Origin of the sequence: Colwellia sp. RSH04, assembly GCF_003545765.1 — a bacterium.
Taxonomy (GTDB): domain Bacteria; phylum Pseudomonadota; class Gammaproteobacteria; order Enterobacterales; family Alteromonadaceae; genus Colwellia.
Map to the genome: position 1 here is coordinate 377786 of NZ_QXIO01000003.1, position 16824 is coordinate 394609.

Annotated in this window: 18 protein-coding genes; 11 read left to right on the forward strand and 7 right to left on the reverse strand. The window is 37.9% G+C overall.

Annotated features, from left to right (window positions below):
* Nucleotides 1-36 precede the first annotated feature (36 nt).
* The 4 genes from D1094_RS07275 (at nt 37) to D1094_RS07290 (ending at nt 5626) form a co-directional block, all read left to right on the forward strand.
* Nucleotides 37-1629 carry an acyl-CoA ligase (AMP-forming), exosortase A system-associated gene (locus D1094_RS07275; protein ID WP_118959427.1) on the forward strand — a complete coding sequence of 531 codons (1593 nt, stop codon included), beginning with the start codon at nt 37-39 and terminating at the stop codon, nt 1627-1629.
* Nucleotides 1630-1660: 31 nt separating this feature from the next.
* Nucleotides 1661-2914, forward strand: coding sequence for a pyridoxal-dependent decarboxylase, exosortase A system-associated (locus D1094_RS07280; protein WP_182440123.1), 1254 nt, complete (start codon nt 1661-1663; stop codon nt 2912-2914).
* A gap of 158 nt (nt 2915-3072) precedes the next feature.
* Nucleotides 3073-3891 carry a PEP-CTERM/exosortase system-associated acyltransferase gene (locus D1094_RS07285; protein WP_118959428.1) on the forward strand — a complete coding sequence of 273 codons (819 nt, stop codon included), beginning with the start codon at nt 3073-3075 and terminating at the stop codon, nt 3889-3891.
* Between the two features lie 64 nt (nt 3892-3955).
* Complete coding sequence (locus D1094_RS07290) at nt 3956-5626, forward strand: FAD-binding protein (protein WP_118959429.1); 1671 nt, start codon at nt 3956-3958, stop codon at nt 5624-5626.
* A gap of 63 nt (nt 5627-5689) precedes the next feature.
* Here the strand turns inward: D1094_RS07290 and murA are convergent, their stop codons facing one another.
* The 7 genes from murA to mlaF form a co-directional block, all read right to left on the reverse strand.
* Nucleotides 5690-6949 (reverse strand): UDP-N-acetylglucosamine 1-carboxyvinyltransferase, encoded by a 1260-nt coding sequence (gene murA / locus D1094_RS07295; RefSeq protein WP_118959430.1) that lies wholly within the window; start codon nt 6947-6949, stop codon nt 5690-5692.
* Nucleotides 6950-7010: 61 nt separating this feature from the next.
* On the reverse strand, nt 7011-7274 hold the full coding sequence (locus tag D1094_RS07300) for a BolA family protein (protein ID WP_118959431.1): 264 nt from the start codon (nt 7272-7274) through the stop codon (nt 7011-7013).
* A gap of 73 nt (nt 7275-7347) precedes the next feature.
* The gene (locus tag D1094_RS07305; protein WP_118959432.1) at nt 7348-7644 is read right to left on the reverse strand and encodes a lipid asymmetry maintenance protein MlaB; all 297 of its coding nucleotides are present in this window, start codon (nt 7642-7644) and stop codon (nt 7348-7350) included.
* 3 nt (nt 7645-7647) lie between these two features.
* Nucleotides 7648-8376, reverse strand: a complete 729-nt coding sequence (locus D1094_RS07310; RefSeq protein ID WP_259337854.1) for an ABC transporter substrate-binding protein — start codon at nt 8374-8376, stop codon at nt 7648-7650.
* Between the two features lie 20 nt (nt 8377-8396).
* Nucleotides 8397-8870, reverse strand: coding sequence for an outer membrane lipid asymmetry maintenance protein MlaD (gene mlaD / locus D1094_RS07315; protein ID WP_118959434.1), 474 nt, complete (start codon nt 8868-8870; stop codon nt 8397-8399).
* A 60-nt stretch (nt 8871-8930) separates the two neighbouring features.
* Entirely contained in the window at nt 8931-9710 is a 780-nt protein-coding gene (mlaE, locus tag D1094_RS07320) for a lipid asymmetry maintenance ABC transporter permease subunit MlaE (RefSeq protein WP_118959435.1), read from the reverse strand.
* Nucleotides 9707-10552 (reverse strand): phospholipid ABC transporter ATP-binding protein MlaF, encoded by an 846-nt coding sequence (gene mlaF, locus D1094_RS07325; RefSeq protein WP_118959436.1) that lies wholly within the window; start codon nt 10550-10552, stop codon nt 9707-9709. Before mlaF ends, mlaE begins: the two co-directional genes overlap by 4 nt.
* Before the next feature lie 292 nt (nt 10553-10844).
* Between mlaF and D1094_RS07330 the strand changes: the two genes are divergently transcribed.
* From D1094_RS07330 to D1094_RS07360, 7 genes are read left to right on the forward strand one after another with little or no spacing between them, the layout of a single operon-like run.
* Nucleotides 10845-11828: a calcium/sodium antiporter gene (locus D1094_RS07330; RefSeq protein WP_118959437.1), complete on the forward strand. Its 984-nt coding sequence runs from the start codon at nt 10845-10847 to the stop codon at nt 11826-11828.
* A gap of 15 nt (nt 11829-11843) precedes the next feature.
* Nucleotides 11844-12809: a KpsF/GutQ family sugar-phosphate isomerase gene (locus D1094_RS07335; RefSeq protein WP_118959438.1), complete on the forward strand. Its 966-nt coding sequence runs from the start codon at nt 11844-11846 to the stop codon at nt 12807-12809.
* A 1-nt stretch (nt 12810) separates the two neighbouring features.
* The gene (gene kdsC, locus D1094_RS07340; RefSeq protein ID WP_118959439.1) at nt 12811-13356 is read left to right on the forward strand and encodes a 3-deoxy-manno-octulosonate-8-phosphatase KdsC; all 546 of its coding nucleotides are present in this window, start codon (nt 12811-12813) and stop codon (nt 13354-13356) included.
* Nucleotides 13353-13922 (forward strand): LPS export ABC transporter periplasmic protein LptC, encoded by a 570-nt coding sequence (gene lptC, locus D1094_RS07345; RefSeq protein WP_118959440.1) that lies wholly within the window; start codon nt 13353-13355, stop codon nt 13920-13922. Before kdsC ends, lptC begins: the two co-directional genes overlap by 4 nt.
* A complete protein-coding gene (gene lptA / locus D1094_RS07350; protein ID WP_118959441.1) occupies nt 13915-14517 on the forward strand; it encodes a lipopolysaccharide transport periplasmic protein LptA in 603 nt (200 codons plus the stop codon). Before lptC ends, lptA begins: the two co-directional genes overlap by 8 nt.
* Nucleotides 14504-15259, forward strand: coding sequence for an LPS export ABC transporter ATP-binding protein (lptB, locus tag D1094_RS07355; protein WP_404851451.1), 756 nt, complete (start codon nt 14504-14506; stop codon nt 15257-15259). Before lptA ends, lptB begins: the two co-directional genes overlap by 14 nt.
* A gap of 60 nt (nt 15260-15319) precedes the next feature.
* Nucleotides 15320-16822, forward strand: a complete 1503-nt coding sequence (locus D1094_RS07360) for an RNA polymerase factor sigma-54 (RefSeq protein WP_118959442.1) — start codon at nt 15320-15322, stop codon at nt 16820-16822.
* The last annotated feature ends 2 nt before the right edge of the window (nt 16823-16824 follow it).

Consider the following 16824-nt stretch of genomic DNA (forward strand, 5'->3'; position numbering starts at 1 on the left):
TTTAGGGCCTTTCGATCTAAGTCATCAGGATGATAAATGCTTAACTATATTCATGAACTGATCAGTCAACGTGCTGAGTTAACACCACGTTCAACAGCATTGCAAGTCAAAGAAAACAGGCTTAGTTATCAGCAATTACATCTTCAAGTTCAAGAATTCTCTTGCTATCTAGCTCGTTTTTCTAAACCTGAACAACGTATTGGTATCTATCTTAATAAAAATATAGAAAATGTTGTCACTATGTTCGCTTGTTCAGTCGCTGAACTCATTTTTGTGCCAATAAACCCCGTGTTAAAGTCTGCTCAAGTTCAACATATTGTTGATGACTGCCAAATTCAGACCTTAGTAACAAACAAAGCAAGGTTGGCAGGTTTAGCTAAGGTACTGCCATCACTAAGCTCAATAGAAAATATAATCATCATTGATGCTAATTCAACAGACATTGAAGAATTTTCTGATAATTTTCCAATCATTAATTTCACCGAATGGCCAAAAAACGTAACGGCTATAGAGTCGAGTCTACCAAAGGGTAGAGATCGCTCTTCTCATGATCTAGCTTGTATTCTTTACACCTCAGGAAGTACTGGTAACCCTAAGGGGATTATGATCAGTCATCACAATTTAATTTTGGGTGCGGAGTCAGTAAGTCAGTATTTACAAAACACTGCCAAAGATAAAATTCTTGCCGTACTGCCATTAAGCTTTGATTACGGTTTAAACCAACTAACCTGCAGTTTTTTAGTCGGGGCACAGTGTATTTTACTTGATTATTTATTTGCTAAAGATGTCATAAACGCAATTGAAAAGTATGATATTACAGGCTTAGCAGCTGTTCCTGCTCTCTGGTCACAATTATGTCAAATTAATTGGCAGCAGCAACAAGTAAAGTCTATACGTTACTTTACTAATTCTGGTGGTGTATTAGCACAGCAGCACCTTGACATATTACGAACTAGAATGCCAAAGGCAAAACCATTCCTTATGTATGGCTTAACGGAGGCATTTCGCTCAACATACCTTTCGCCTGATGAAATAGATAAGAGAGTCGGCTCTATAGGTAAAGCGATTCCCAATGCAGAGATTAAAGTATTACGCTCAGATGGATCAGAATGCGATGTAGGCGAAGAAGGTCAACTCGTTCATATTGGCCCATTAGTCACTTTAGGTTATTGGCAGAACCCTGCTAAAACGAAAGAGCGTTTTAAGCCCTATGGCAATGCCAATAACATTGCCGTGTTCTCGGGTGATTATGTCAAAAAAGATAGCGATGGCTTCTTATATTTTGTTGGCAGACACGATGAAATGATAAAAACATCAGGTTATCGTGTAAGCCCTAGCGAAATTGAAGAATGCTTATCTAGCTTAAGCGTAGTATCAACTGCCGTTGTCTTTGGCAAGCCTGATAGTCATTTAGGCCAATTAATTATTGCGCAAGTTCAATTAGCAGAACAACATAAATCAGCTCATGAGTTAACGGCACTAAAGCAAGAAATTAATCAAACATGCAAAAAACAGCTTGCTAACTATATGCAACCCCATGAGCTCTATTTTATTGATGAATTTCCAATCAATGCTAATGGTAAAATTGATAGAAATAAAGTGCGATTAAACTACCTAGCCAACTTGTAAGCAGCTAAGATGAGTGAGTAACATTTTGACAATGAAAACAGATAATAAAACTATGGCACATCAACACAATTTTACTATACAAAATAACGCTATTTCAGTGGCTGACCATTCAATTGATCATATTGCCCAAATGCTAGGTGGTACGCCATTTTATGTTTATGATAAACAACAAATTATCGATAGAATCGACGCTTTAAAAGTCTTATTACCTCCTCAAGTCAAGTTGCACTATGCAATAAAAGCAAACCCACTGCCAAGCCTAGTACACATGATTGCACAGCATGTTTCTGGTTTTGATGTTGCGTCAACTCAAGAAATGCTACTAGCATTACAAACCAATATTTCTGCAACAGACATTAGTTTTGCAGGTCCTGGTAAAACAGAGCAAGACTTACGTTCAGCTATCATAGCTAATGTGACTTTGCATGTAGAATCAACAAACGAATTATCATCTATTCAAACAATTGCGAGTAGCTTGAATAAAAAAGCCAACATCGCTATTCGCGTAAATCCATTGTTTGAATTAAAAGCTTCAGGAATGAAAATGTCTGGAGGCTCGAAACCTTTCGGCATTGATGAAGAGCATATTGACACCATTCTTCAAGAGATAGATCACACGGTCATCAAACTTTGCGGCTTTCATATTTATTCAGGCTCGCAAAACCTCAATGCCGATGCGCTTATTGAGTGCCAAAAGCAAACGCTTTCGTTAGCCAATAATCTGGTTTCTTTAGCACAGCAACACAATCATAAACAGTTAATTTACATCAACATAGGTGGCGGCCTAGGCGTACCATATTTTAGTCATGAAAAACCTTTAGCAGTAGACAAGGTTTTTCAGCATTTAACTTCAGCATTGACCCAATACCAAAGTAACTTAGCTAACATCGAAATTGTTATCGAACTTGGGCGACACTTAGTCGCTGAAGCTGGGTTATATGTCACTAAGGTTATCGACAAAAAAGAATCGCGCGGGCAGCAATATCTTGTCTGTGATGGGGGGTTACATCATCATTTAGCTAATTCAGGAAACTTTGGGCAAGTGATTAGAAAAAACTATCCTGTAAGGCTTGAGCAACAGCACACTCCCATTGATGACTCGACCGAAACCGTCTCGGTAGTTGGCCCTTTATGCACTCCTCTTGATATTTTGGCAGAAAAGGTAACACTACCTACAGCCAACATAGGAGACTACTTTATTATTTTTCAATCAGGTGCTTATGGTGCATCAGCGAGTCCAGTTAACTTTTTAAGTCAGCCTGCTTTAAAAGAAATTTTATTATAACAAGGTTAAATAGGTGTATTTTTTGAGCTTATAATACGGCTATCTGCAAGGAAGCAGCTATACTTATATTAGTTAATTTTGTCAGTAGTTTTTATTTTGGTTGTAACCTAATTTAGGTACAGGATAAACCTGTGTAAATAATATTCTATGGAATAATAATGAATTGGAACAAGCGCCTATTAAAAACTCCCGTCCTTGGTGATATCACCAAGAAAATTGTTTCAATTAAAGCAAGCAGAGAAGCGCACAGCATTGCTGATCACTTTACCCAATTTCTGCAACCGCAAATTGCCACTAGCGAACAATTAAGAAGTGAGGTATTCAAAATTAGACACAACGTCTATTGTGAAGAACTTGCCTTTGAAAAGATTCAAGCAAATGGTGAAGAAAAAGACGAGTTTGATGACCAATCAATTTTCTCACTCATTAAACATAAACCTACAGATACTTACACCAGCTGTGTACGCTTAGTAAAAGCTAGCGGCCCTGGGGAAAAACTACCCATTGAGAAGTATTGCTTAGATTCAATCACTAATACTAACTTAAGTCCAGAACGCTTTAATCGCGCAGAAATAGCCGAAATATCACGTCTTGCAGTAAAAGCTGACTTTAGACGACGCCAAGCAGATCAATTTAAAGGCTCTAGCACTGGTGTCATTAGCGAAATTACCTATTCTGAAACTGAATTACGTTGCTTTCCTTTTATAGCCATTGGCTTATATATGGCAGCTGCTACCATGGGGATGAATACAGGCATTCGACATGTTTACGTGATGATGGAGCCTAGATTAGCTCGAAGTATGAAATTTATAGGGATTACTTTTCAACAATTAGGAGCGCCGGTTGAGTATCACGGTTTACGAGCTCCCTATTATATTAGCCCCGATATTTTTATGAAAAATTTATCACCGGGATTTAGAAGCTTATATCAAACTATCGAATTAGATATTTGCCAGCAACTCGAACAAGTTAACTAGAAGTAACTAATACGGACTATTAACTCGCCCTCTACTGCATTAGACATAATTATGGAGCTTATGAATGTCAGCAACACTACTGAAAACTCTTGAAGAAAACTTATCAAATTCAACCATAATCTCTAATGACAAAGCTGTATTAAATATCTACCTTCAAGGCACAGAGGGATTAGAAAAGTTAAACGGAAAAAATCGTGAACTTATTGCTGTAGTGAAAGTAGCAGAAGCGAACGATATCAAATTACTGTTAGATTTAGCGAATAAATTAGCAACGAATCCTAAAGAAAAATTTACTCTTTATCCGATTAGTACAGGAAATAATTGGGGTTATGGCACTAGTCAGCCTGCTAGTTTAGAAAAAAATATTATTTTAGTAGATTTAAGTGCGTTAACCACGATTAGCGAATTTGATCATACATTAGGATTAGTGACACTTGAGCCAGGGGTAACCCAGCAGCAACTCAGCGATTATTTACTGCAACATAACTATGATTATATGGTTCCAGTGACAGGCGCTGGCCCTAACTGTTCAATATTAGCTAATGCCTTAGAAAGAGGTTATGGCATTACACCTTATACCGATCATTTTGGTGCGGTAATCAGCATTCATGGTTACTGGGCTGATGGCACCCCTTTTCAATCAGCGATTTGTGAACTTGATAAATCAACGGACAAATTTGTTGATAAAACCTTTAAATGGGGCTTAGGACCTTATTTAGATGGTTTATTTACCCAATCAAATTTTGCTATAGCGACTCAAATGACTATTCGGTTAGCTAAATTAAAACCCGAATTTACTTCATTCTTTATTCAAATTGAAGATGATGCATTGCTTGAAAAAGTGATTCCATTAATTCGTCAAACATTACAAGATTATGAAGGCATAGTAGGTTCAATTAATCTCCTTGATCAACGGCGTATTCTTTCAATGTTCGCTAAAAACCCTCATGCAAGTAAGCAATATAATTTAACGTCTAATGAAGTGAACATGTTAGCAAAACAACAAAATGCCCCTTGCTGGACTGTTATTGGTAGTATCTATGGTAGTAAAGGTGTTGTTAAGGTCGTTCAAAAAGAGGTTGATACAATATTCAAACAAATACCGTGTAAGCGCATTTTTTCAAATAGCCTTTTGATTACTCTGCCTAAAAAAATCATTAATTTAATACCTCGATGGCTAATTAAACGAGTTAATTTGCTATCGATGGCAGCCGAACAGCTAGATTCTTTTGATAAGGGCAAAGAAATAATGCTTGGTAAGCCGAATACTGTTGCTTTAAAGCTTGCCTATTGGCGCCATAATAACGCTGCATCGTTTGATAAAAGCAGCTTGTCACCTAGTGAAGATAGCTGTGGTTTATTATGGTATGCTCCTTTAATAACGATGAAAGCAAGCCATATGCGTGAATTTGTCTGTTTTGTTCGCGACGTTTGCCCAAAATACTCTATTGAACCTTTTATCACTTTCACAAATTTAAGACATGACTGTGTCGATAGCACAGTACCTATCGTTTTCGACTCATCCAACCCTCAGGCGGTTAAAGATGCACATGCGTGTTTAAAAGAGTTAGTGACCATCGGTCTCACTAAAGGCTTTGTTCCTTATAGACTCAATATAGATCAACAACAATGGTTGCTCGATGAAAAAACTGATTTTTGGCAAACAGTAAATAAGCTCAAAAAAGCGCTTGATCCTAACGACATTCTTAGCGTAGGACGTTATAACCCAAGATAAAATAGAAGCCCACAAAAAAAGCTGCCATTTGGCAGCTTTTAAACGGTGATAACACATCACATACTAAGCTTGTATGCGAGTAATATCAGCACCTAATTTTTGTAGTTTATCTTCAATGCGTAAATAACCACGATCTATATGATAAATTCTATCAACTTGAGTGGGCGATTTAGCCACTAAGCCTGCAATAACAAGGCTTGCTGACGCTCTTAAGTCTGTTGCCATCACTTGAGCACCATGTAATTCTTCAACACCTTTCACAATAGCGGTATTGCCTTCTAGGGATATATCAGCACCCATGCGTTGCAATTCAGGAACATGCATAAATCGATTTTCGAAAATAGTTTCAATAACCGTGGCGGTTCCTTGAGCAAGTACATTTAGCGTCATAAATTGGGCTTGCATATCGGTAGGAAAGGCAGGATGTGGAGCCGTTCTTACATTGACCGCTTTTGATGGTACAGGCATATTTAATTCTATCCAGTCTTCACCGGTCGTAATTTCTGCACCTGCTTCTTGTAGTTTACTCAATACCGCTTCCATTGAACTTGGGTCGGTATTTAAACATTTGATATGACCTTGTGTCACTGCAGCTGCGACAAGAAAAGTACCTGTTTCAATGCGATCAGGCATGACTCGATATTGAGAACCATTGAGTTCACTTACGCCTTCAATAACTAAAGTGTCTGAACCTGCACCTGAAACTTTCGCTCCCATGCTGATTAGACATTCTGCTAAATCGACAATTTCAGGTTCTCTTGCTGCGTTCTCAATAACGGTTGTCCCTTCAGCTAAGGCAGCAGCCATCATTAAATTTTCAGTACCCGTAACACTAACTGTATCCATGAAGATGTTAGCACCTGCTAAGCGACCTTCTTTTTTAGCCACAATATAGCCATTTTCAACGTCAATATCAGCGCCCATTAGTTTTAGGCCTTGAATATGCAAATCTACCGGTCTTGCACCAATAGCACAACCACCAGGTAATGACACTTCAGCATGCCCCATACGAGCAAGTAAAGGCCCAAGGACCAATATAGAAGCACGCATCGTTTTAACTAAATCATAAGGGGCACGACATAAATCGATTGTTGAAGCATCGATAGATAACTGATCTTCTGAAAGCCATTCAGTTTTCGCACCTAGCTGAGTTAGCAATTTTACCGTTGTTAATATATCGTTCAACCGTGGAACATTAGAGAAAACTACGGGTGTTTTTGATAATAATGCTGACATTAAAATAGGCAGGGCTGCATTCTTTGCCCCAGATATAACAACGTCGCCGCGTAGTGGATTTCCACCAATAACTTTAAATGCGTCCAAAATAACTTACTACTTACTTAAAAATTAAAAACCAGAATTAGTATACACAATGAGATATAAATTAACTGTTAAATAATTTATCACGTTGCCATTGTTGCTTGTTAAACGTTTTCACTGAAACAGCGTGAATTTTACCTTCTTGAATAATATCAGCTAAAGGGGCTAATACAGCTTGTTGACGCTTCACACGGCTCAACGAATCAAATACATCACTTACAGCAACAATACTACATTGTGAACCATCAAAGTTTACATTCAATTCATCAAGTTCTAGTGCATCACTGATTAATTGCTTTACTAGCGCTTCTACTTCATTTATTTCCAAGGTTTTCTCCTAAAATTTTTTACTCAAATCAGTATAAGCACTCTTTACTTATACTCAATATATTTCTTTAGCATTATTTTATGGGTAACAACCCATTAACACCACTAAGCTGTATCAAATTAATTAATTTAGCTGGTAATTGGGTGAACTCAATACGACTTGAACGAGCCTGTGCTTGTTCAAGTAAATATAATAACCAAGCAAGTCCTGCTGTATCTACCGTGTTTAATGCTGACAAGTCAATTAAAGTGTAGTCATTCGCCCATAGTAAATCTAACTCATCGCTTGAAATGCTCAATAAGGTATGACGAGTAAGATCACCATAAAACTTAGCATTATGGTCGCTAATTTGTAAGTTAATCTCTAACAAATGTTATCCCTTTTTTAAGGCTTCGCGGCTTTTTTTGAGAGCTGTAGATTTACTGTCTTTAAAGACAATATCTCGCTCACTTTTCTTTTTCAGCATCTCGGTAACATAAGGTAAACCTTTTTGTCTGATAAGGCTGCCAAGCTCAGCTTGCTTCGAGTCAAGTAGACTTATACCTTCTGCTACCATATCGTATGCGGACCATTTTTGTGATTTTTTACTTTTTCTTACTTTGAAGGCAACATCAATATTATCTCTTCCAGGCATCACGACGACGGTACTTACAGCAACAATTCTTTTATCTGAAAAATCACGCGCGGGGGCAAACTTAACTTCTTGATTCTCATATAAAGTAAAAACTTGCGCATATGATGTGACTAAGTACTCTTTAAAAACGGGTACGAAAGCACGTCGCTCTTCGTCTGTGGTTTTTCTAAGATGCTTACCTATAACTTTAAATGCTGAATATTTATAGTTTACGTAAGGCATTAATTCCTCACGGACAATATTTTTTAGTAAATTTGGGTTTTCTTGAATGGCTTGCTGTTCATCAGCAAAGCGTTGAAAGGTTATGCCGGCAACTTCTTTGATCATATTATACGGATTTGACTGATCAGCTAACTCTTCACTTGCCCAACTATTATTAATGCTTACGAGTAAAAAAAAGCTAGTAACAACACTTGTAAACCAGTGCGCTGCTTTTTTAATTACGATGCGTTTTGAAAAAATATTCATTGCCTTTCTCTTGTTACTCATTATTCGTCACCACTTCCTTGGCTAAATAAAAACTGTCCAATTAATTCTTCTAGTACTAAAGCGGGTTTAGTATCTTCAATAAAATCACCCGGTTGAAGTGTATCTAGTGATTCATCAATAAAGCCTGGTTGTAAGCCAACATATTGTTCACCGAGCAAACCTGATGTTAGTATTGCGACAGAGGTTGCTTCGGAGAAATTATTGTAATCAGTGTAAATTTCTAAAGTGACCACTGGGGTATAATCTTCATCATCAAGTGATATATCACTCACTCGACCAACCACTACGCCACCAACTTTTATCGGTGAACGTACTTTTAAACCACCAATATTATCAAATTTTGCAAATAAGTTATAACTTGCACCGCTTCCCGCAATTCCAGAATTTGCAACTTTTAAAGATAATGCCAATAGTGCGGCAATACCTAATGCAACAAAAAAACCTACCAATAATTCAACTTTTTTAGACACCATGTCTTCACCAATACTCTTTTTAAAATCATCAGTTAACGTGACTGCTAACTATATAAACACTTATTTAGTAAACATAAGCGCTGTTAAAATAAAATCTAATCCCAGAACGAGTAGGGATGAATGTACCACAGTCGCTGTGGTTGCTTTACTTATACCTTCTGATGTTGGTTCACAGTCATATCCCTTATAAACCGCTATCCAGGTTACAACAAAGGCAAAAACTAAACTTTTAATAACGCCGTTCATTATATCTTTATTAAAATCGACTTGATCCTGCATGACTGACCAAAATGTCCCTGAGTCAACACCTAGCCAGTCAACCCCTACTAAGTGCGCACCCAAAATACCTACCATAGAAAATATTGCGGCTAATAAAGGTAGGCTAATAAAGCCAGCCCAAAACCTTGGCGCAATAACACGTCTTAACGGGTCAACGGCCATCATTTCAAGGCTAGATAATTGTTCGGTCGCTTTCATTAGCCCTATCTCTGCTGTTAAAGCAGAACCTGCTCGGCCAGCAAATAATAATGCCGCAACCACCGGCCCTAATTCCCTTAATAAAGACAAAGCAACCATAGGACCAAGGCTAGCCTCAGCACCATAACCCACTAAAATGGTATACCCTTGTAAAGCTAAAACCATACCGATAAAAGCACCTGATACCACAATGATAACCAGCGACATAACACCAACACTATAAAGTTGCTGTAATAATAAAGGTAAACCTTTTCTTGGGTTTGGTACGTGCATTAAAGCTGAATACAACGTAATTACCGCCCTACCAAGCCCACTGACTTGTGCAATGGTATTTCGACCAAGCTGTTCTAGTTTCTTTATCATTGTGAATTACTGCCTAACTGCTTTGGGTCATTCGATTTAACTAATTCGCTTTGATAGTTAGATGCAGGAAAGTGAAAAGGAACGGGCCCATCAGATTCTCCTCGCACAAATTGCTGAACTAAAGCAGATTGATCTGCGCGAATCTGCTCAGGTGTCCCTTGACCAATGACTCGCTGCTCAGCCACGATATAAATATAATCGGCAATACTCATCACTTCAGGTACATCATGAGAAACAACCACAGACGTTAAACCTAAAGCATCATTTAATGAACGTATCAATCGTACAATCACTCCCATTGAAATCGGATCTTGCCCTGCAAAAGGCTCATCGTACAATATTAGCTCTGGATCTAATGCAATAGCTCTCGCTAATGCGACACGCCTAGCCATTCCCCCTGAAAGCTCACTAGGCTGTAAGTGCCTAGCTCCACGAAGCCCTACAGCTTCTAACTTCATCAATACAATTTTTTCAATAATATTTTCAGGTAATTGCGTATGCTCTCTGATTGGAAATGCAATGTTGTCGTAAACACTCATATCCGTAAACAAGGCACCGCTTTGAAACAGCATACTCATACGTTTTCGAGTTTCGTACAGATCACTTCGAGAAAGTTTCGGTATATTTTTTTCTTCAAAAAATATGTTACCGCTGTCTGGTGTTAATTGACCACCAATCAACCTCAACAACGTTGTTTTGCCTATACCACTTGGACCCATGATAGCTGTCACTTTCCCCTTTGGAATAGACAGGCTTATATCATTATAGATAATCCGTTCACCGCGGCTAAAAGTAAGATTTTCAATTTTAACTAAATTTATTGAAGGCAATGGGTTTGTCATTTATTTAACATCAATGTTATTAAAAAGGAGTAGTACAAGCATTATGGTTGTTGATTTTACCTGAGCAGTAACAATTGTTCATTAGAAATAACGCAATTAACGAAGATTTAATGTAAGAAAAGTCATCTTATTTGTAAGTAAATGATCATTTTTCCAATCTAATTGCTTAAAAGTAAGGCACAATTACAATTTTTTACGGCTAATAGGCATTATTTACTTTTTTTTTGCTGCGCAACCAGCGACAATTTACCCCTTATACCAATGCTAATTGGTATCACCCGTGGAGTTTTAAATGTTACTACAAGTTTTTATATTAGCGATGTCTTTAGTTGCTCTGGTATGGAGTGCTGACAAGTTCGTCTTTGGCGCTTCTTCGCTAGCCAGAAATTTAGGTGTATCGCCAATGATAATTGGCTTAACTATTGTTGCCATGGGGTCTTCTGCGCCTGAAATGATGACTGCGGCAACAGCCTCTTTGCAAGGCACTCCTGATTTAGCGATAGGTAACGCTATAGGCTCAAATATAACCAACATTGCTTTAGTGCTTGGTATAACCGCATTATTGCAACCGTTAACCGTTTCTTCTCAAACAGTTAAACGGGAAATCCCCTTAATTCTAATTATTTCTGCGATTGCTTACTGGATTCTTTTCGACCAATTTTTCAGTTTCAGTGAAGGGTTAGCGTTAATCATTGGCTTTTTTATCTACATCGCTACCTTACTTATCATCACAATAAAAAGAACCAAAGGTAAGAAAAGTGACGACCCCTTAATTATAGAAGCAGAGCAAGATGTGGCAGAGCCCGTCGAATTAAAGTTTTCTATTATGTGGCTTATTATTGGACTCATCGTATTACCCACAAGTGCAAGTTACCTTGTTGATTCATCAGTTTTCATTGCCAAAAGCTTTGGCATTAGTGACTTAGTGATAGGGTTAACCATTGTCGCAATTGGTACAAGCTTACCAGAGTTGGCGGCTTGCCTAATGAGTATTATCAAAAAAGAAGATGATCTCGCCCTAGGTAATATTATTGGCTCAAATATATTCAATATATTGGCAGTATTATCATTAGCAGGTTTGATTGCACCAGGAAACATTGATGCACTCGCCGCTACTCGCGACGCTCCCTATATGTTAGGCGTAACCTTATTACTGTTTGTATTATGTTTTAGTCGAAAGTTCGGTTACTTTAGAATAACAAGAGCAAAAGGCGCATTATTATTGCTCACCTTCATTGCTTATCAAGTATTACTTTTTAACCAAGTTAATAACTAAAAAAGAACCGCTTTTATGAAAGATTTTAAACAATTAGCAAAAAATGTTATTCATATCGAGCAACAAGCGATCGCCGAATTATTACAATATATTGATGATAAGTTTGAGCAAGCGTGTCAACTTATGTATCACTGTAAAGGAAGAGTAATCGTTATTGGCATGGGTAAATCTGGCCATATCGGCGGAAAAATAGCCGCTACCCTTGCAAGCACCGGCACCCCAGCTTTCTTTGTACACCCCGGCGAGGCCAGTCACGGTGATTTAGGTATGATAACTAGTGATGATGTCGTGCTAACCATTTCTAATTCAGGTGAAACACACGAAGTATTAGCAATTATCCCTGTGATTAAGCGAATAGGTGCAAAACTTATTTCTATGACTGGCAATGAAACCTCAACATTAGCCCAAGAAGCTGATACTCATGTTTGCATAAAAGTAACTGAAGAAGCTTGTCCATTAGGCTTAGCACCAACCTCTAGCACGACTGCAACGCTTGTGATGGGTGACGCTTTAGCTGTTTCATTACTCAATGCGCGTGGCTTTACCGCCGATGATTTTGCGTTGTCTCACCCTGGCGGTAGCTTAGGAAAACGACTACTGTTACGTTTAAGTGACATAATGCATAAAGGTGAGCGTTTGCCTGTTGTTTCAGAGCACGCCTTAATAAAAGACGCCCTTGTTGAAATGTCATTGAAAGGCTTAGGTATGACAGCAATTATTAATGAAGAAAGTGTCTTACAGGGTGTATTCACCGATGGTGACTTACGAAGAATACTTGATGAGAAAATAGATATTCATCAAGACAAAATTAGCTCTGTTATGACACAATCGCCCAGCACAGCACAAGAAGAGATGTTAGCAGCACAAGCATTAAAAATTATGGAAGATAAAAAAATCAACGGCCTCATTATCGTTAATGACAGCAATCAACCTGTCGGGGCTATGAATATGCACGATTTACTCAGTTCTGGAGTATTATAAAATGAATACCCTGTACGGTGAGGTATCAGCTGATACCTTTGATAAAGCTAAAGAGATTAAATTACTCGTTTGTGATGTAGACGGCGTCTTTTCGGACGGTAGAATTTATCTTGGTAATCAAGGAGAAGAACTTAAAGCATTTCACACAAAAGACGGCTTCGGTATAAAAGCGCTAGGAAAAAGTGGCGTTCAAGTTGCCATTATTACAGGACGCACTTCTGCTATTGTTGAAAATCGTATGAAAGCGCTTAATGTTGCTCATATAATTCAAGGACAAGAAGATAAACTACCTGCTTTAGTTGATTTAGCTAACGCCTTAAATATTGAGCTAGCAAACGTTGCCTATATTGGTGATGACATGCCTGACTTGCCCTGTATAAAAACAGTAGGTCTAGGAGTCAGTGTTGCCGATGCTCACCCGGCAGTGATTAACGGTGCTAATTATGTCACCTTCACTCACGGAGGATTTGGTGCCGTTAGAGAAGTGTGTGATCTACTTATGCTCAGTCAAAATACGTTAGCGGATGCAACAGGCGCTAGTCTATGAGTCGACTGAATAGTTTAGCGCTTTTTACTCTGCTGCTAAGTGCTATGGTTTATGGCATTATTGAATGGCGCAGTGCGTTAAATAAAGAAGAAAATATAATCGATGATGAACTATCCCCTGATTTCATTGCCGAAACATTAAAGAGTGATATTTTTACTGATGAAGGAAAGTTATCTCATACCATTGAAGCCGATCGTATGGAGCACTATTCTACCTTAGCGATGACGCACTTTGAGTTACCAAATTATACCCTGCATCCTAAAAATAGTGATCAGCCATGGAAGTTAACGGCAAAAGAAGCAACACTGTATAAAGATAATAGAGTAGTATTAAACCATCGGGTACGGTTAAAATCGACCGACCAATACAGTTTAATTGAAGAAATTCATTGTAAGTATTTAGAGCTCGATCTGACAACAAATATTATCAGTTCGGAACAAACAGTCATGGTAATAGGTAAAGATTTTACTATGTACGGCTCAGGGTTAATTATTGACCTAAATACCAAGCAAATGACATTAACCGAACATGTTCGCACCATTTATAAAAAGAAGAATGATGATTAAACCATACCATTTAGAAAAGGCCTTGTTCTTGCCAAAACAATTCACAGTAGGAATATTAATTCTTGCAAGCACAATACTTTTTAGTCACTCAACGCTGGCTGCTAAAAAAGACTTGGAACAAGAAATTACGATAAAGTCACAACGACAGTCGGCAGATTTAAAAAATAAAATTGCCAGCTATCTAGACAATGTAAATATTCAACAAGGTTCAATCTCTATTACCGCTGATATTGTGCAAGTATTTAGTAATAAAGAAGAAAGTACTGTTGAGAAAGCCGATGTATACCTTGCTAAAGGTAAACCTGCCATTTTTCAACAACAATTAGAAGATGGTAGCTTAATCAGCTTACAAGCTAATGAAATTAAATACCAACCTAATATCAACCTCATAACAGTGTCAGGTAATGCCATTGTTAAACAAGCAGGCAGCGAAGTTAGTGGCAGTAAAATTACTTACAATACACTAAATGAAAAATTAGAAGCAGAAAGTAATACCAATGAAACTGTGACCACCGTTTTACAGCCTACTATCTTAAAGAATCAAAAAGAAAATAAAGACAAAAAGAAACAAGGCGATAACCGTGACAACAACTAGTACATCATCGCAAGTACCTTCAATTTTAGTTGCAGACTCGCTAGCGAAATCCTACAAAGGAAGACAAGTCGTTAAACGTGTTAGCTTACAAGTTGAATCAGGACAGATTGTTGGTTTATTAGGTCCAAATGGTGCTGGTAAAACGACCTCATTCTATATGATTGTCGGCTTAGTCCCCAATGACCATGGTCATATCATATTAAATGAACAAGACCTTACATTGGCGCCAATGCATGAAAGAGCCCGACAAGGCATAGGCTATTTACCTCAAGAAGCCTCTATTTTCAGAAAACTAACCGTAACTGAAAATATTATGGCAATTTTACAAACTCAAAAAGAATTATCAGAGCAGCAACGCGCTGAAAAGTTAGAACATTTACTTGAAGAGTTTAATATTTGCCACATAAAAGATAATTTAGGTATGAGTTTATCTGGTGGCGAGAGACGCCGTGTTGAGATAGCAAGAGCCCTTGCAGCAGACCCTGCATTTATACTTTTAGATGAACCTTTTGCTGGTGTAGACCCAATTTCAGTTGGCGACATTAAAAAAATAATCATACACTTAAAGCAGAGAGGAATTGGCATCTTAATTACTGACCACAATGTACGAGAAACTCTTGACGTTTGTGAGCACGCTTATATTGTCAGCCACGGGGAAATTATCGCAGAAGGCAATGCAGATCAAATTCTTGCGAATCAAAAAGTCAGAGATGTATACCTTGGCGAGCAATTCACGCTATAGTTAAATTAAATAATAGTAAACGCAGCCGTATTAATAAGAACAGGAAATAGTAACACCTAAATGCGCCCTACACTTCAACTAAGAATTGGCCAACAATTAACCATGACGCCACAACTGCAACAAGCTATTAAGCTGTTGCAGCTTTCAACGTTAGAGCTACAACAAGAAATTCAAGAAGCACTAGAAAGTAACCCACTGCTTGAAGTTGAGGAAGGATCAACAAGTGAGACAACGTCTGAACAAAACAATTTAGAAGAAGCCTATTCAGCAGAAGTCACTACTGAGCGAACTGATAATGTAGAAGCTGATGTTAGTGCTAGTATCGATGAAATTAGCACGACAGAAGCAATGGAAAAAAGCGATATTCCAGAAGAGCTTAATATTGATACCACTTGGGAAGAAAGCTATAGCGCAGGTGTCTCTAATACGGGCGCAGTAAGTAGCCCAGCTGATGACTTTACTTATCAAGGTGAAACGACTGACTCAATTCAAGATCATTTGTTATGGCAAATGGAATTAACGCCTTTTTCAGAGACAGACAAAACAGTAGCTACTGCGATTATTGAAGCTGTTGATGATGCTGGCTATTTAACCGTTTCAGCTGAAGAAATATTAGAAAGTGTTGGAATTGAAGGTCTAGAGCTTGATGAAGTAGAAGCGGTTTTAAAACGTATTAACATGTTTGATCCCATTGGTGTTGCCGCTCGTTCTATTCCCGAGTGTTTACTGATTCAATTAAATCAGTTTGATAAAAGTACTCCTTATCTAGAAGAAAGTAAGCATATTATAAACGAGTATATCGATTTACTCGGCAATAGAGACTACCGTCAATTAATGCGCAAAACTAAGCTTAAAGAAGATCAGTTGCGTGAAGTAATGCGCTTAATTCAAAGCTTAAACCCACGCCCTGGTGATGCGGTTATTAAAGGCGATGATCAATACGTAATTCCTGATGTAACTGTTGAGAAAAAGAATGGGCGCTGGGTGGTTGAATTAAATTCGGACACTGCACCGAAACTGTCAATTAATCAACAGTATGCGGCGATGACAAAAACAATGAAGTCATCAACAGATGGACAATTTATTCGCGCAAACTTACAAGAAGCTAAGTGGTTTATTAAAAGTTTAGAATCGCGAAATGATACTTTACTCAAAGTGTCTAACTGTATTGTACAACGCCAACAAGGCTTTTTAGAACATGGTGCTGAAGCAATGCGCCCTATGGTACTCAATGATATTGCCGAAGCAGTCGATATGCATGAATCAACTATATCCCGAGTGACCACACAAAAATATATGCATACTCCTCGTGGTATTTTTGAATTGAAATACTTTTTCTCGAGTCATGTAAGTACTGAAAATGGTGGAGAATGTTCTTCAACAGCTATTCGTTCACTTATTAAAAAATTAATCTTAGCGGAAACTCCTGCCAAACCGTTAAGTGATAGTAAAATGGCAGATTTATTAGCAGAACAAGGTATTAAAGTCGCCAGACGAACCATAGCTAAGTATAGAGAATCATTAGCTATACCTCCGTCTAATCAACGAAAAAGTCTACTATAGTA

Coding starts and splice junctions, on each gene's coding strand:
- lptA (WP_118959441.1), top strand. CDS start 13,915: ATGATTAAACCATACCATTTAGAAAAGGCCTTGTTCTTGCCAAAACAA.
- mlaF (WP_118959436.1), bottom strand. CDS start 10,552: ATGACAAACCCATTGCCTTCAATAAATTTAGTTAAAATTGAAAATCTT.
- D1094_RS07275 (WP_118959427.1), top strand. CDS start 37: ATGCTTAACTATATTCATGAACTGATCAGTCAACGTGCTGAGTTAACA.
- mlaD (WP_118959434.1), bottom strand. CDS start 8,870: ATGGTGTCTAAAAAAGTTGAATTATTGGTAGGTTTTTTTGTTGCATTA.
- D1094_RS07310 (WP_259337854.1), bottom strand. CDS start 8,376: ATGAATATTTTTTCAAAACGCATCGTAATTAAAAAAGCAGCGCACTGG.
- D1094_RS07330 (WP_118959437.1), top strand. CDS start 10,845: ATGTTACTACAAGTTTTTATATTAGCGATGTCTTTAGTTGCTCTGGTA.
- D1094_RS07360 (WP_118959442.1), top strand. CDS start 15,320: ATGCGCCCTACACTTCAACTAAGAATTGGCCAACAATTAACCATGACG.
- D1094_RS07335 (WP_118959438.1), top strand. CDS start 11,844: ATGAAAGATTTTAAACAATTAGCAAAAAATGTTATTCATATCGAGCAA.
- D1094_RS07280 (WP_182440123.1), top strand. CDS start 1,661: ATGAAAACAGATAATAAAACTATGGCACATCAACACAATTTTACTATA.
- D1094_RS07285 (WP_118959428.1), top strand. CDS start 3,073: ATGAATTGGAACAAGCGCCTATTAAAAACTCCCGTCCTTGGTGATATC.
- lptC (WP_118959440.1), top strand. CDS start 13,353: ATGAGTCGACTGAATAGTTTAGCGCTTTTTACTCTGCTGCTAAGTGCT.
- kdsC (WP_118959439.1), top strand. CDS start 12,811: ATGAATACCCTGTACGGTGAGGTATCAGCTGATACCTTTGATAAAGCT.
- mlaE (WP_118959435.1), bottom strand. CDS start 9,710: ATGATAAAGAAACTAGAACAGCTTGGTCGAAATACCATTGCACAAGTC.
- D1094_RS07290 (WP_118959429.1), top strand. CDS start 3,956: ATGTCAGCAACACTACTGAAAACTCTTGAAGAAAACTTATCAAATTCA.